Consider the following 15,796-nt stretch of genomic DNA (forward strand, 5'->3'; position numbering starts at 1 on the left):
GAAACGGGGTGAGAATGATGAATCGAAGCTTAAGCGAGCGTTTATTTGATACGATGAATATTATCGTGCTCGGTGTCATAGCGATCATTACGATTTTTCCGCTTTATTATGTGTTTGTCGTTTCATTTACGGATCCAGCAGAATACATCCAAAAGCAGGGTTATCTCTTATTTCCGCAAAAATGGACCTTGGATTCCTACAAATATTTGTTGTCTACGTCAGCCTTTCAAAATGCAACGATGATCAGTGGTTTTCTGGCAACTGTCGGAACAGCGCTCAGCCTTGTGATAACTGCTGCATTAGCCTATGGGTTATCCCGTAAGCGGTTGCAAGGTAGAAGACTGATCATGTTATTGATTCTGATAACCCTTTTGTTCAGTCCGGGATTGATCCCACCTTACCTGCTGGTTCGCGACTTGGGCTTGATTAACAGCGTCTGGTCCTTAATTCTACCGGTGCTGACAAGCGGGTGGTACGTAATTCTCATGAAAAGCTTCTTCGACAGCATCCCTGTTGAATTAGAAGAATCCGCCATCATTGACGGCTCCACGGATATCGGCGTTTTCTTTCGTATTGTCCTTCCTCTATCACTTCCTGCTCTTGCCGCATTTGGACTATTCTACGCAGTGGCGTATTGGAACACCTTTTTTAGTGCGGTTTTGTACATCAATGATTACACCAAGTGGCCGCTTCAGCTCGTGCTCCGCAATATGTTAATCGACTCATCGACGCAAGCAGGAGGGGCTGCTGCAGCACAGATGATGGCCGAACAAAGCATCCCTACCGAAACTTTAAAAATGGCTGCTGTCGTCATAGCGACATTGCCAATCCTGTGTGTTTATCCGTTCCTGCAAAAGCATTTTGCCAAAGGCGTCATGCTGGGTTCGGTGAAAGGATAATCTTTTTAAAATGAAAGAGGAGGGTTCATATGAATAAAAATGAGAGGTCAATGACGAGCAAAGCACTGCCTGTATCGTTAACTTTCATGATGGCCGCATCGGTTCTGTCGGCTTGCTCAGGCGGAGCACCAGCTTCAACAACAGGAACAGGAACAGGAGCTGCAGCTGACAACGGTCCACCAACAGAAATTAGCATTTTTACGGAGTTTAGCACACCGGAACCACCCGCAGCCGATAATCCAGTGACCAAGGAATTCGAGAAGCGCACGAATACGAAGCTGACAATTACTTGGGCATCTCCGAATGCATGGGAAGAGAAACAGAACGTCATGTTAGCTTCAGGCGATATGCCGGATTTGATGAAAATCAAAGACATGAAGCAAACGCAAGCGATCACCATGATCAAGCAAGGCGCTTTCTGGGATTTGACGCCTTACTTGAAGGATTATAAAAATTTATCGGCTTATCCGCAAGAAATTATGGACAGTGTCAAAGTAAACGGTAAGCAATATATCCTGCCGTCGGTACGACCGCTGCATGGAAGCAGCTTCTTTAATATCCGCCAAGACTGGTTGGATAACGTTGGGCTGAAGATGCCGCACACCATGGATGAGTTCTACGCCGCTTTGAAAGCTTTCGTTGACAAAGATCCCGACAAAAACGGGAAAGCTGACACGTACGGCTATAACGGAAAGAACTGGGAGAAAGTCATTGATATTTTCAATAAAAGCAATGGCAAGTGGAAACTGCAAGACGGCAAACTGGTGGACACCGATCTAGAACAGGGAACAAGAGAAGGACTTATTTATCTTAACAAGATGTACAAGGATAAAATATTGCCTGAAGATTTCGTTGCTATGAAAACAACCGATTTTGAAAACATGGCGAAAGCAGGTAAAGTCGGTGTTCAAGTGGATACCACAGAAGGCGTTTTCCGGGCGACGGAAGGTGCGCAAAAGCTTGATCCGAAAGCGGATTTTGTGGCTATGACTTATTTGGAAAGTGCGGCCGGTAAAATGGTTCCTACAGGTACCGGATTCGCAGGGCTGTATGTGATTCCGAAAAAAGTTCCTGAAGCCAAAATGAAGAAAATCCTGGCTTTGATGGATTACGGCGCATCCGAGGAAGGCTTCGAATTGGCCTGTTACGGCCTGAAGGATACCCACTTCACGGTGGTAGACGGTTTCAAAACGGCGACAGAGCAAGCGGTGAAAGACAGTGTATCGCAAAGCTCGTTCGGTAAAATCTTCGAAAGATTTGATCCGTACTTATGGGCTTATCGCGTAGGTATGCCGAAAGCCACCTTCGAGCGTAATAAAAAAATTATTGATGAACGAGGAAATTATGGCGTACCGGATGTATCCATTGGTCTGATGTCCGATATTGATTTGAAAATGGGACCTGACTTCAAGAAGAAAATGGATGATATGAAGGTCAAAGTGATTATGGGGAAAGAACCGATCGAATCCTGGGATGCGATGGTAAAAATGTATAAAGCGGATGCCAATTACATGAAGATGATAGATGAATTTAATAAGTCCTATCAAGACAGGAAAAACAGCAAATAAAGAGAAAAAGGAGTCGAGCAAACATGCTGCGTAAATTACGATTAGCCGTTGTCGGATTGGGACGTGTGTCGAAGTCCCATCTTCCGGCTATACGGGAGCTATCCGATCACATTGAACTTGTTGCCCTAGTTTCTCGTGGTGAAGGTAAACTGCGGCAGGAAGCCGAAAAGTGGGAGGGGGTACATACCTACACGTCATACGATGATGCTGTAAATGATCCGGATATTGACGCATTTTTACTGCTTCTGCCGCATGATCTTCACGCGGAATATTCGATTAAGGCACTTCATGCCGGCAAACATGTGCTGGTAGAGAAGCCTATGGCGATGAACGTGCAGGAAGCGGAGGAGATGGCGGAGGCAGCGGAACGTGCCAACGTTACGTTAATGATTGGGCAAAGCCGCCGTTTCTATCAACCGGTTATGGAATCAATTCGCCAGGTGAGAAAGAAAGCCATTGGCGATTTGATCAACATCAATGCGATGTTATTGGCACATATGGATAAGCCGGCTGCGGACTGGTGGAAGGACGAAGCAAAAATTGGCGGATTTATCATTCCATTATGGGGAAGCCATATTCTAGACTATATTCAGTGGGCATATGGAAGAGCTCCGAAGTCCGTTTATGCGCAGGGACATTCCAACAACCCGAATTGGTCGGGTGAAGATGAAGTAGCCATTTCCATGAATTTTGGCGAGGGGCAAATGGCGAATGTGTGGATGTCGTTTAACGCCGGTTGCCGCCCAACCGATAAAGATGGGCTAACTGGGAAGCGGATATGGTCGACGCAGAACAGCATTTATGAGCGCTTTTTAATTGGATCGAACGGCTTGCTGCATCTGAAGGATGAGTATGAACTTAGCCTGAACGGCGAGACGCTGGAAACGTGTGAGTCAACATTCCCTAATTTCAAATGGCAGCTTGAGGAATTTGCCGATGCGATTCGAGAAGGGCGTGAACCGCTGGCTTCAGGCCGGGAGATCATCCAGGTGATGAAGGTCATGGATGGTTGCTTTGAATCTATGCGGACCGGTCAGGTAGTGCAGCTTTAAGCTTTGGATTCTTCTTAGGAAAACGAAGGAGGACTTTCTGCAATGAAGTTAAAAACATTGGTGTTATCACCACAATCTCGATTGGATGAAGTCTGTTCAGAGGCGTGCCGTGCACGGATAAATGAGTACTTCGAACCTGTGTGGAATGAGACAGGGCGTGATTACACGCAGGAAGAGCTTTCAGAACGAATTGCTGAGGCGGAAGTCATTATTACGAGTTGGGGCTCGCCAAGCTTGACTGATGAAATGTTGGAGAAAGCCGTCAAGCTTCGTGCCGTTGGACATGCAGCCGGAACAGTGAAAAACCTTGTTCCCAAACAAATTTTCGCACAAGGGGTCAAAGTTTTCTCAGCGGCTCCAAGAATAGCCTTAAGTGTCGGTGAATATTGTCTGGCAGCGCTGTTGACAACTCTTCGGCATTTACCTGAATTTGACTCAACCATGCGGGATGGCAAATGGAAGATTGCTGGTTTGAAGGGCAGAGAACTTACCGGAAGTACTGTGGGCATCATTTCGGCCAGCTCTACGGCTCGCGCGTTTATTAAGCTGATTGCGCCTTTTCAAGTTAATATTCGCATTTATGATCCCTATTTGAGCGAAGAAGCAGCAGCTCGGCTGAATGCTAAGAGGGCTACACTAGAGGAGGTTATGAGCTGCCCCATTATCTCGGTTCACGCGCCCAAGCTTCCTGCTACGGAAAGAATGCTGACCCGAGTATTGCTCGCGCTCATTCCGGACGGTGCTGTTTTCATTAACTCTTCTAGAGGTCCTGTGGTAGATGAACAGGCATTCATGGAAGAGCTTCAAAGCGGACGATTTTTTGCTGCTCTGGATGTGTTTGAAAAAGAGCCTCTTGCTGTAGATCATCCTATCCGCTCTCTTCCTAATGTGCTTCTCTCACCTCATATTGCCGGAGCCTCCGTACAAGGACATCTTGCTTTAATGGAGGAAGTCGTCGAAGACATCATTAGAGGCTTGCAGGAAGAGAAAACCATGTATGAAGTGAACGAGAAAATGTGGGAAGTTATGGCTTAACAGGCTGAAGAAAACTTTTGGTAGATGGAAGGGGAATTATGTAAATGGTTAGAAAAATGTCCGTACCTCCCATGGAATTGGTTGAATATGATGGTCCTGGTACACAGATGTGTGCGGTTATGGACGCCATTGGTGAAATTAGCGTAAGAAGAGCCTTGATTCCAGAACCCAAGGATGGCGAAGTAAGGGTTAAGGTCAAGTGGGTGGGGATATGCGGCAGTGATGTTGAAGTATTCCGTGGCGCGCGCGAGCCTGAATTTATATCGTATCCTACAAGGCTGGGACATGAAGTTGCAGGCATCATTGATAAGGTCGGTCCTAATGTAATAGGTGTCAAGGTTGGCGATCATGTTGCATTACGTTATGTTTGGGGAGCATTTGCCGAATATGTATGCTGCACCCCGTTTTCTCTCAAGGTATTGCCCAAAGATTTGCCGTTAATCGAGGGCTCGCTGATTGAAGTGCTGCCAGGTATTATCCATGCCGCAGAACTCGGTGACATTTCCCCGAATAAGAACGTTTTGATTACGGGGCAAGGTGTTAGCGGTCTAGTGATGACACAGGTTATCAATATGTTTAGTCCCAGAAATTTGGTCGTCACCGATCTGTTTGACGAGAAACTGGCGCTTGCACGCAAATATGGCGCCACCCATACGTACAAAATTCCTCATGAACATGCGGATACGATGGATATCGTGGGCGCAGATTTCCCGGATGGCTTTGATGTCGTCATTCCTTGTCTTCTGGAAGGAGCAGGTATGGTCGATGCCATTAATGCTGCAGCGCAGAATGGGCGAATTGTCATGTATGGGTGCATTGGAACCTGTCACAAGCCGGTTGATTTCTTCAAGGTGCATAAAAAACGGCTGGATATCCTTTCAACGGAACCCAAGCGTGACATCGATAATCGGCGTTACTTCGATGAAGGATTGCGTCTGGTTCTCGACGGATTAGTGAATACGGAGGAAATGATTACTCACATCGTTCCGCTAGCGGAGGTTTCCCGGGCTTTCCAATTAAGGAACGAGCATAAGGGAGATACCATTCACGTCATGATTGACTGTGAAGTTAAATAAAATGAGGGGCTAAGCAGCTGTATGTGCTTAGCTCTTTTTTATTGTAACGATGAGAAACATCGTTACAGGCCGTCCAGTCTAGGCGAAATTTTATGCAAGCGCTCACAATACTTTGTTATACTGAGAGTAAATGAATCCAATTGGCTTAGAGGTAACAAGGAGGAAACGCCCCATGCGCAAGTGGCTTGTACCGGATACGAATGTCAGACATAAAGTTTTTATTCGTATGCTAATCCCTTATCTTTTATTTATTTGTATGCTGTTAGGTATTGGTTATATCGTCTACCGAGAAACCATTCATGTGATGGAGAAGGATGCCACGGAGAATCATAGGCTCGTTCTGGAGCAAAGCAGAGATATTCTTGAGCGAAGAATGGATGAGATTACGTCAATTGGACGTCAAGTTGCGGCCAACACAAAAGTCATTCAATTTATGACGGTGACGGATCCTTTCCAAGGTGCCAACACGTATTCCGTCCTAGATACGATTAAAAGCTTATATGATTTCAAGCTTTCCAATAACTTCGTCTATAACTATTATATTCTTTTTAAGAATAGCGACCTTGTTTTAACGCCGGGCTCCAGCTATACCATGGACGAATTTTTTAGCCGGATTGCCGTTTATGATGGCGGAGATACAGAGAAGATGCAGAAGAATTGGCTGCAGACCTATCATTCCCGCTCTTTTCTCCCCTCAGAACACATGAGTATCGGAGATAGCTCGTACCAAATGATGACGTATTTACAATCGTTAGGACTACCGGGTAACCCGCAGGCGGTTATCGCCGTTATGATTGATCAAGCTGAAATTCGCAAGCTGTTTCAGGGACTTAACTTATCGCAAGGCGGCTGGGCGTATATTCTGGATGACCAAGGCCGTATTATGAGCTCGTTATCTGGTGAAAATACCGGACTTCCCGTCCGATTGGCTGATCTGAAGGAACAGCAGGGCATTGTTGAGCAAAAGCTGAATAATCAATCCATGATTGTGACGTATACAAAATCAACGATTAATGGATGGACATACGTTGTTGGTCAACCGAAAGTTATTCTTTTAGGAAAAGTACATTATATTCAAAAGATTATTTTCTCCTTAACGTTGCTTTTTCTAGTGATCGGTGTTTCCATGGCTTATTTCCTTGCATATCGGAATAGCAAACCGCTTCGAGCTCTTGCCCAGTCGCTGAAAGAACTCGTTGGAGGCGGAGTGAAACAGCACGATGTGTATGGCTTTATAAGTGAAGCTGTGTCCGGGCTGGCACTTTCCAACCGTAAACTGCAATCCGAGCTGGAGCTGCAGGTGCCTTTATTACGCGCATCCTATTTCAGAAGGCTTATGCAAGGACAATTTCTATCAACAAGGGATGCAGATATCCTGCTCAAACATCTAGGGTTAGGGATGGAGGATGAGGATCGACGATATGTCGTTGCGCTCATTCGCATTCAAGGATATGACAATGGCTATAATGAACGGCTGCTGAAAGATCTGGATCGAGTACGCTTCGCATCCGCTGAGTTAATCAGGGAGCTTGTAGGCGCAGACGGATTTGCCTATGATGTGGCGCAAGACCAAATAGCTATATTACTTAGTGTATATTCGCATGACGCTAACAAGCATCGTGAAAACATAACGAAACTTATGGAACAAGTCTGTCAGGCGATTAATTTACGGTTTCAAATTGTATCCGATTGTGGCATCGGGGGGTTCTGTGACCGGGTAACCGCAATCTCACGCTCATATGAGCAGGCTAGAGAGGCACTGTTTGCGTTAGTTCGATTAGACAAGGACGGATTGCAGTGGTTTGATGAGCTCCCAGCGGCGCTTAATGATTACCATTACCCGCAAGACATGGAAGGACGTCTGATGAATGTGGCATTGGCAGGTGAACAGGAGGAGGTAACACGCCTATTGCAGGCACTATATACCGAAAATTTTGAGAACAGGCACCTCTCACAAACCGTGCTCCGTTTATTTATTGGCGAATTGTGGGGGAATCTCGTCAAGCTTTTACGGCAATTAGGCATGCAAGCTGAGGAGGTTTATATCCAAATACAGCGTATAGATGGCGCGGAGCCTTCTTATGAGAGTTTGCAGCAGCATTTTACTGCGATTCGTCTTGCTTATGCGACGATTTGCCAGCATGTTGTGGAGCAGCGATCAAGCCGTAACATTGAACTACTGGATAATATTCGGACGATGCTTCAGAAAGACTTTGCCGACAAGGCGTTATGTCTGGATGAAGCCGCTGATCGACTTCGTGTATCCAAAGTGTATCTGTCACAGTTCTTCAAGGATCAAACCGGTATCAATTTCTCCGATTATTTGGAGCAATTGCGTATGGAACAAGCGAAGCATTTATTAAAAAATTCGGATTATGCCATTCAAGAAATAGCTGACAAGGTAGGATACGCCTCATCCAATACATTCTGCCGAGCCTTTAAGCGGCTGCATGGGGTTAGCGCAACGGTTTATCAAAGGACTGTAGAAGTGAATGTTTAGAGGGAAAATAACATTTGCACATGAATAAAGCAATTGCACATCCTCAAAACCTAAGGATTGCACAGGATTTAAACGTTTTCATATATACATGCAACGAGGGTAACCCTTACATTGAAGCTATACAACGACGAAGGGAGGTTACCCCATTGAAAACGGTGGCAAGTGTAAATACGATGACAAAAGCCAATACGGGGATCAAACGAATGTCATTCCTAAAGAAGCTGCATCGCAGTTGGCAGCTGTACGTTTTATTAGCATTGCCTGTTCTTTACATTATCGTGTTCAAGTATTATCCGATGTATGGTGCGCAAATTGCTTTCAAAAATTTTATTGCTTCAAAAGGAATCACAGGCAGTAGTTGGGTGGGATTTAAACATTTCATAAGATTTTTTAACTCGTATGAATTTGGCACCCTTTTAAAAAACACATTGGTTTTAAATTTCTACAGCTTGCTTGCAGGTATTCCTTTCCCGATCCTTCTGGCACTGGCCATCAACAACATTCAAAACAAGTGGTTTAAGAAATCAGTCCAGATGATTACGTATGCTCCGCATTTCATTTCTGTCGTCGTTATGGCGGGGATTGTGCTCGTCCTTCTGGATCCAGAAAAGGGGATTGTCAATCTTTTGCTTGGGGTGCTGGGGTTTGAACCCATTCATTTCATGGCGAAGCCAAGCTATTTTAGTTCTGTCTTTGTCTGGTCGGGCATCTGGCAAAACGTAGGTTTCTCTTGCATCATTTACTTGGCAGCGCTTTCAGGTATTGACCCGTCTCAGCATGAAGCTGCTGTGATCGATGGCGCCAGCAAATTTAAACGAATTTTGCATATCGATATTCCCGGTATTATGCCAGTTGTCATCATTTTACTGATTTTGAACACAGGACATATTATGGATTCTGGCTTCGAGAAGGTATTGCTCCTACAAAATCAATTAAACCTGAGGACGTCAGAGGTTATTGATACTTACGTGTATAAGGTAGGTCTAGCCTCACAAGCGATGAATTACTCTTACTCAACGGCTATTAATTTGTTCAAATCGGTTGTTGGACTTGCCATGCTTATTATTGTCAATCAAATCGCGAAACGTGCAAAGCAAGAAAGCTTATGGTAACGGTGCAGCAGGGGAGGTACAAAGAGGTATGAAAGAGTCACATATCCTCGAATCACGAGGTGACAAATGGTTTAATTGGGTCAATATGCTGCTGATCTGTCTGTTTCTTGTGGTCATCCTGTACCCGCTAGTGTTTGTTGTAAGCGCTTCTATCAGTTCTCCTGACGCCGTGATCTCGGGGAAGGTTTGGCTGTGGCCCGTACAACCAACCTTAGATGGCTATGCGGCTGTGTTTAAGCACAAATTGATTTGGAGCTCCTTCCGAAATTCCGTTTTTTATACGGTAGCAGGTACATTGCTCAGTGTTGTGCTGACCATTGCTGCTGCATATCCGCTTTCCAGACGAGATTTATTCGGAAAAAATTGGTTTATGCTGTTGTTTGTTTTCACGACCATGTTCTCAGGGGGGCTAATTCCTTCTTATCTATTGGTCAAAGATCTGGGAATGCTGAATACGGCGTGGGCGATGATTATTCCAAGTGCGATGAGTGTGTTTAACATTATCATTACACGTACCTATTTCAAAACGACATTGCCGGACGAAATGCTGGAGGCGGCTCAGATCGATGGGTGCAACGATTTCCGCTATGTGTTTTCAATCGTTTTGCAGCTGTCAGGTCCGATTATTGCTGTAGTGGCCCTTTATTCTGCGGTTGGTTATTGGAATCAATATTTTAACGGCTTACTGTATCTGGATAATCAGAAGTTATATCCGCTGCAATTAGTTTTAAGAGAAATTCTGGTGCAAAACGAAGTGGATGCTTCCATGCTGGACATGAAAGAAATCGCTGCTCAAGAAGGTTTACGCGCACTTTTGAAATACTCGTTAATTGTTGTTTCATCACTGCCATTACTGCTCGTTTATCCCTTTGTGCAAAAGTATTTCATAAAAGGCGTTATGATTGGTTCTTTGAAAGGATAAATAAGGGGAGGTTGTTCTTGAAATGAAAAAAATGTGGGGTATGGGATTAAGCCTTGTTCTTGCAAGCGGGGTTGTCCTTGCAGGGTGTGCAGATAAACAAGCAGATGCGCCTGCAGAAGCGGCCAAGGATCCAGTGAAAACCAGCAACGTCACAGCAGCTGGTGAATTGCCGATAACCAAAGAGAAAACGACGATTAAAGTATTGGTCAAAGGTTTTCCGGGCGTAAGTGATTACGCGAACAACGAGTTTACGAAATATTTGGAAGAGAAAACGAATATTCATATTGAATGGACGGTTGCTCCCGAAAAGTCGGCTGTGGAAAAGTTGAACCTTGTGCTCGGCAGTGGTGATCTGCCTGACGTCATCATGGGTTTCGGAATCTCGCCAACCCAACAGTTGATTTATGGCACGCAAGGAGATTTCCTGGATCTCGCACCTTACATTAATCAGTACGGTGTTGAGACGAAGAAAATGTTCGATATCGTTCAAGGGGTTAAGGATGAGATTACAGCTCCTGGGGGTAAAATCTATGCTTTGCCTCAAGTGAATGAGTGCTATCACTGCTCAATGTCGCAGAAAATGTGGCTTTACCAGCCGTGGTTAGACAAGTTAGGTCTTCAAATGCCGAAAACAACAGACGACTTGTATAACGTTCTAAAAGCATTTAAGACGAAAGATCCCAATGGAAATGGTAAAGCGGATGAAATTCCGTTGTCGGGTGCAGCGGTTGGGCCGAACGTAAATATCGATTCTTTTATCATGAACTCATTTGTTCTAGACTCCGGAATTACGACTCGGTTATATGTTGATAATGGCAAGGTGACGACATCGGTTAATACACCAGGTTGGAAAGAAGGGCTGACTTACCTTCACAAGCTGTACGCTGAGGGTTTGATTGCTCCGCAATCGTTCACACAAGATCGAGATCAAGCGAAAGCGATGGGCGAGAATCCGGATATTAACATTCTGGGCGGCGAAGTTGCACAGCACAATGGGATCTTCACAACTTTTAGCGGTCCGAGCGGCAGGTGGTTGGAAGTGCAATCCGTTCCTTCTTTGAAAGGACCTGCAGGTGTACAGACGACGCCATGGAAATCAAGCGTACTTCAAGGTTATTATGTCGTAACACGCACAGCGAAAAATCCAGAGGCTGCATTCCGTTTAGGTGACCTGCTTTATAATACCGAGATGACGTTACGTCAAACGATTGGCCGTCCTGGAACCGAGTGGGATTATGCAGCAAGCGGAGAGTTAGGCATTAACGGAAAACAAGCGATCTGGAAAACACTTCCTAGTGCCGTTCCAACCAATGCAACGAACAATATCAATTGGAGCGGGCAATCCGCACCGTCACTTCGTTCCAACGATTTCCGGCTTGGGCAGATGGCAGATCCGAAAAATCCACAGGAAGTCAAGCTCTTTACAGAGACCAGAAATAACTATGAGCCATATAGGCAAAAGCCCGAGTCTGTCCTTCCAGCTTTGTTCTTCTCCAATGACCAGGCTACAGAGCTTGCTGATCTAGAGAAGACATTGACGGACTATATCAATCAGATGATCGCTCGTTTCACAACAGGTGACGCTAATATTGATAAAGAATGGGACGGTTATGTGAAGAAACTGAACGATATGAATCTGAAAAAATATTTAGACATCTATCAAGCCGCTTATGATGCGAAAATGAAAAAATAAAGTTCTAGTGAAAAGCATGGAGGAAATCCATGCTTTTCGAACTGCCCATGCCATTTAGGAGGAGAAACAGATGAAATCCAAACAACCGAACATTATTTATATTCTGGCGGACGATATGGGGTACGGCGATATTTCCTATCTGAATAAAAATTCCAAAATTCATACGGTTCATTTTGACCGATTGGCCAAAGAAGGGATCGCCTTTACGGATGCTCATTCTTCATCGGCCGTCTGTACGCCATCTCGATATAGTATCTTAACCGGAAGATACAATTGGCGTTCATCGCTCAAGAAGGGAGTACTTAATGGATTCTCCGCACCACTCATCGAGGATGGCCGAATGACAGTCGCCAGTTTACTTCGTGAACAGGGTTATAAGACGGCTTGTATCGGCAAATGGCATTTGGGCATGGAATGGGCGAAGGTGGGCGACGCGGAAAGTGAAGTTGATTATCGAGAGCCTGTTCAAAAGGGGCCGATATCACATGGATTTGACTATTATTACGGGATTAGCGCATCGCTGGATATGCCTCCTTATGTCTATATCGAAAACGACCGGGTTACTCAACTGCCGGATCGCATCACGCGCAACGATGATCCGGTGGCTTATTGGCGTGAAGGGGCTACGGCACCGGATTTCGAACACCAGCAAGTACTTCCTAAACTTACAGCTAAAACATTGGAGTGGATCGAACAATGCAAGGATGAGCCTTTTTTCATCTATTTCCCGTTACCTGCTCCGCATACCCCGATCCTGCCATCGGAAGCCTTCGTTGGTCAATCCGGCACGAACGCGTATGGTGATTTCGTGCTCATGTGTGACGATGTGATCGGCCAAATTATGCACAAACTCGATGAATTACAGTTGTCCGACAATACGATCGTCATCTATACGAGCGATAATGGCTGCTCGCCTCGAGCAAATTATGAGGAGCTTGCAGCATTTGGGCATAACCCAAGTTATGTTTTCCGCGGTCATAAAGCGGATATTTATGAAGGCGGGCATCGGATACCGCTGATTGTAAAATGGCCGCAGCGCATACAAGCTGGGCGCATGAGCGATGAACCCGTCTGCCTGACGGATTTGCTCGCAACGGTTGCAGAGATAGTAGAAGTAACGTTACCCTCGGACGCAGGTGAGGATAGTGTCAGCAATCTGCCCATTTGGGCGGATCAGCCATATGAAGGGCCATTGCGAGAAGCCATCGTTCACCATTCCATTCAGGGGGCGTTCTCTATTCGCCAAGGGAACTGGAAGCTGGAGTTATGCCCGGGCTCGGGCGGATGGAGCTTCCCAAAGCCAGGCGAAGAACCGGAAGGGTCGCCGCTGTACCAATTGTATGATCTCAGTACAGATATTGGTGAAACGAAGAATCTGGTTGACGAGCATCCCGAGATCGTCCAAGCCATGAAGCTTACCCTCGAAAGATATCAGGAGTCGGGGAGAAGCGTTGCTGTTTCATCGAAATGACACGCGAATGAGACACGAAATGACACACGAGATGACTCGCAGTTTCTCAGCGTTTCGTTGTGAATGGGAAGAGATCGCCGCTGGCGGTCTCTTTTTAGTGTCTGGCGAGGGGCTGCCAGCCGCTATACGCCCACTATTCACCGAAATAGTGGACTGTAGTTCCGCATTACGCTTTTTCATATCGGACAATGTGAAAATTTGATTTTTTAGAACGTTCGTTCTATAATGGGCATACAACTTGCTGATAGATAATAAGCCAAAATCACATATAAAGGGAGAATGTAGAATGACAGAGTTTTGGGAATCCAGCTTTATCGAGAATCAAAGGATGTGGGGATTTGAACCTGCAGACTCAGCCATCTTGACCAAGGACTTTTTCCTGGAGAAAAACGTCAAGGATATCTTGATACCGGGCATCGGGTATGGTAGAAACGCTAAAGTTTTTATGGATAATGACATCCATGTAACAGGCATTGAGATCTCGAAAACAGCGATTGAACTGGCCCGGCAAGAAGGGCTTCACATTGACATTTTTCATGGTTCAGTGGCTGACATGCCGTTTGAGAACAAGCTGTATGACGGCATATTCAGCTATGCGCTTATTCATTTATTGAATGAAGACGAGAGAGCAAAGTTTATCAAGGATTGTTACAACCAGTTAAAGCCGAATGGATATATGGTTTTTACGACGATTTCAAAAGAAGCCCCTATGTTTGGAAAGGGCCAACAATTGGGTAAAGATTACTACGAGACCGCCGCAGGTGTAAAAATGTTTTTCTATGACGCAGACTCGGTCACTCAAGAATTTGGGAAATACGGATTGTTAGAATTTTCGGAAATTGTTGAGCCGCATAAAAATGCGGAAAATAAACCGCCATTTAAATTTCTAATGATAAAATGTAAAAAAACGTCTGAATAGGGCGTTTAATAAAGGTTTTTCACCATTGGAGACGAATACACTTACTATCACTTGATTGAACTAGGGGATATTTACTCATGAATTTAAAAGAATACTTAATTGATTCCTTCATGAATTTAACATCCGATGGGATTGTAATCGTCGATATAAATGGAACTGTGCTGGAAGTGAATAAGAAATTTGAAGAGTTACATGGCTGGACGAGGGAAGAGGTTATTGGTCAAATATTGCCAATGACACCGGATGATTTTAAAGAAGATGCTCTTCGATTGTACCAGTCATTGATCAATGGCGAGCAAGTCAAGGATTTCGAAGCGTTAAAACTTAGAAAAGACGGAACGACTTTTATTGCCAGTGTGTCAGTCTCGCCTTTAAAAGATAGGGACGGAAACGTAGTTGGCTTTGTCGGGTTGGAACGAGACATTAGTGAAAAGAAAAGAGTGGAAGAGGAGCTTTTTGAAAGTGAGAAACAGTACAGGAGGCTGCTCAAGCTTAATCCTGAACCTATTGTTTTGCATAAAGACGGGCTCATTCTGTTCGTGAATGATGCCTGTTGTAAACTTTTTGGTGAAAGTTCATCCGATGAATTCATTGGAGCTTCGATTTATAATTATTTCTGTCCAACGGATAAGGAAGTGATTATTGAGCGAATTGAACAGATTATGCAGATGGATAACTACAGTGATTTTGTGGAGCGGAAAATGCGCAAGAAAGACGGCACGCTTTTTGATGCGGAAATATCTTCGATTTATGTTCACAAGAATATTGGGAATCCGGTCATGCAGAGCGTCATTCGCGATCTTACGGAGCGCAAGAAATCGGAAGAAGCGATTATCCGATCGGAGAAACTGTCGTTAATTGGCCAATTGGCAGCTGGCATCGCTCATGATATCCGTAATCCGTTAACCTCCTTAAAGGGGTTCGTACATTTACTAAAAGCGAAAAATGCCGACTATGTTGATGTGATGATGGAAGAACTCGAGCATATCAATTATGTCGTGAATGAATTTATGACGTTGGCGAAACCACACTTGAGTTACTATCTGGAGAGTAATCCCCGGGAGCTTGTTCGAAGTGTCATTGCTTTTCTTCAGCCCCATGCTCATCTGTATAACGTACAAATACAAATGGACATGGATCAAGACATCCCGTCTATTTATTGTATTCCAGACCAAATTAAACAAGTTTTAATTAATATTTTGAAGAATGCGATTGAGTCCATGGGAAATGGTGGATTGATACAGTTATCCGTAAGAAATATCCTGGATCAACGACTGATTATTTGCGTCGAAGATCAAGGTGTCGGTATTTCAGAAGATAAATTGACTCAGTTGGGGGAGCCGTTTTTCACGACAAAGACGAATGGCACCGGTTTAGGGCTAATGGTTTGCAAACGAATTATTCATGGACATAATGGAGATTTGACGATTCAAAGTAAGATTAACCACGGAACGAAGGTGCAAATCGAGCTTCCGATAAAAAATAGAGATGTGTCAGGATCATATCCCTTCAGGTAGACAGTGCCGTTTACTTGGAGGGATTTTTCCAT

General features: G+C 44.7%; 12 protein-coding genes. All 12 read left to right on the forward strand.

Annotated elements, in window-relative coordinates:
• Nucleotides 1–17 precede the first annotated feature (17 nt).
• The 12 genes from AC3WTJ_RS23800 (at nucleotide 18) to AC3WTJ_RS23855 (ending at nucleotide 15,764) form a co-directional block, all read left to right on the forward strand.
• Nucleotides 18–899, forward strand: a complete 882-nt coding sequence (locus AC3WTJ_RS23800) for a carbohydrate ABC transporter permease (RefSeq protein ID WP_492524035.1) — start codon at nucleotides 18–20, stop codon at nucleotides 897–899.
• Nucleotides 900–928: 29 nt separating this feature from the next.
• A complete protein-coding gene (locus tag AC3WTJ_RS23805; protein WP_492523919.1) occupies nucleotides 929–2,467 on the forward strand; it encodes a type 2 periplasmic-binding domain-containing protein in 1,539 nt (512 codons plus the stop codon).
• A gap of 23 nt (nucleotides 2,468–2,490) precedes the next feature.
• A complete protein-coding gene (locus tag AC3WTJ_RS23810) occupies nucleotides 2,491–3,519 on the forward strand; it encodes a Gfo/Idh/MocA family protein (protein WP_492523920.1) in 1,029 nt (342 codons plus the stop codon).
• Nucleotides 3,520–3,561: 42 nt separating this feature from the next.
• Entirely contained in the window at nucleotides 3,562–4,554 is a 993-nt protein-coding gene (locus AC3WTJ_RS23815; protein WP_492523921.1) for a hydroxyacid dehydrogenase, read from the forward strand.
• Between the two features lie 44 nt (nucleotides 4,555–4,598).
• Nucleotides 4,599–5,630, forward strand: a complete 1,032-nt coding sequence (locus tag AC3WTJ_RS23820) for a zinc-dependent alcohol dehydrogenase (protein WP_492523922.1) — start codon at nucleotides 4,599–4,601, stop codon at nucleotides 5,628–5,630.
• A 172-nt stretch (nucleotides 5,631–5,802) separates the two neighbouring features.
• Entirely contained in the window at nucleotides 5,803–8,130 is a 2,328-nt protein-coding gene (locus tag AC3WTJ_RS23825) for a helix-turn-helix domain-containing protein (RefSeq protein WP_492523923.1), read from the forward strand.
• 296 nt (nucleotides 8,131–8,426) lie between these two features.
• The gene (locus tag AC3WTJ_RS23830) at nucleotides 8,427–9,242 is read left to right on the forward strand and encodes an ABC transporter permease (RefSeq protein WP_397369014.1); all 816 of its coding nucleotides are present in this window, start codon (nucleotides 8,427–8,429) and stop codon (nucleotides 9,240–9,242) included.
• A 28-nt stretch (nucleotides 9,243–9,270) separates the two neighbouring features.
• Nucleotides 9,271–10,164, forward strand: a complete 894-nt coding sequence (locus tag AC3WTJ_RS23835) for a carbohydrate ABC transporter permease (RefSeq protein ID WP_127450845.1) — start codon at nucleotides 9,271–9,273, stop codon at nucleotides 10,162–10,164.
• A 22-nt stretch (nucleotides 10,165–10,186) separates the two neighbouring features.
• Complete coding sequence (locus AC3WTJ_RS23840) at nucleotides 10,187–11,857, forward strand: ABC transporter substrate-binding protein (RefSeq protein ID WP_492523924.1); 1,671 nt, start codon at nucleotides 10,187–10,189, stop codon at nucleotides 11,855–11,857.
• Nucleotides 11,858–11,927: 70 nt separating this feature from the next.
• On the forward strand, nucleotides 11,928–13,328 hold the full coding sequence (locus AC3WTJ_RS23845) for a sulfatase family protein (protein WP_492523925.1): 1,401 nt from the start codon (nucleotides 11,928–11,930) through the stop codon (nucleotides 13,326–13,328).
• A gap of 286 nt (nucleotides 13,329–13,614) precedes the next feature.
• Nucleotides 13,615–14,247, forward strand: a complete 633-nt coding sequence (locus AC3WTJ_RS23850; protein WP_492523926.1) for a class I SAM-dependent methyltransferase — start codon at nucleotides 13,615–13,617, stop codon at nucleotides 14,245–14,247.
• Between the two features lie 77 nt (nucleotides 14,248–14,324).
• Entirely contained in the window at nucleotides 14,325–15,764 is a 1,440-nt protein-coding gene (locus tag AC3WTJ_RS23855; protein ID WP_492523927.1) for a PAS domain-containing sensor histidine kinase, read from the forward strand.
• The last annotated feature ends 32 nt before the right edge of the window (nucleotides 15,765–15,796 follow it).

Source organism: Paenibacillus sp. FW101-FHT12H11 (assembly GCF_058790355.1).

Coding starts and splice junctions, on each gene's coding strand:
- AC3WTJ_RS23840 (WP_492523924.1), top strand. CDS start 10,187: ATGAAAAAAATGTGGGGTATGGGATTAAGCCTTGTTCTTGCAAGCGGG.
- AC3WTJ_RS23850 (WP_492523926.1), top strand. CDS start 13,615: ATGACAGAGTTTTGGGAATCCAGCTTTATCGAGAATCAAAGGATGTGG.
- AC3WTJ_RS23800 (WP_492524035.1), top strand. CDS start 18: ATGAATCGAAGCTTAAGCGAGCGTTTATTTGATACGATGAATATTATC.
- AC3WTJ_RS23830 (WP_397369014.1), top strand. CDS start 8,427: ATGTATGGTGCGCAAATTGCTTTCAAAAATTTTATTGCTTCAAAAGGA.
- AC3WTJ_RS23820 (WP_492523922.1), top strand. CDS start 4,599: ATGGTTAGAAAAATGTCCGTACCTCCCATGGAATTGGTTGAATATGAT.
- AC3WTJ_RS23855 (WP_492523927.1), top strand. CDS start 14,325: ATGAATTTAAAAGAATACTTAATTGATTCCTTCATGAATTTAACATCC.
- AC3WTJ_RS23845 (WP_492523925.1), top strand. CDS start 11,928: ATGAAATCCAAACAACCGAACATTATTTATATTCTGGCGGACGATATG.
- AC3WTJ_RS23815 (WP_492523921.1), top strand. CDS start 3,562: ATGAAGTTAAAAACATTGGTGTTATCACCACAATCTCGATTGGATGAA.
- AC3WTJ_RS23810 (WP_492523920.1), top strand. CDS start 2,491: ATGCTGCGTAAATTACGATTAGCCGTTGTCGGATTGGGACGTGTGTCG.
- AC3WTJ_RS23805 (WP_492523919.1), top strand. CDS start 929: ATGAATAAAAATGAGAGGTCAATGACGAGCAAAGCACTGCCTGTATCG.
- AC3WTJ_RS23835 (WP_127450845.1), top strand. CDS start 9,271: ATGAAAGAGTCACATATCCTCGAATCACGAGGTGACAAATGGTTTAAT.
- AC3WTJ_RS23825 (WP_492523923.1), top strand. CDS start 5,803: ATGCGCAAGTGGCTTGTACCGGATACGAATGTCAGACATAAAGTTTTT.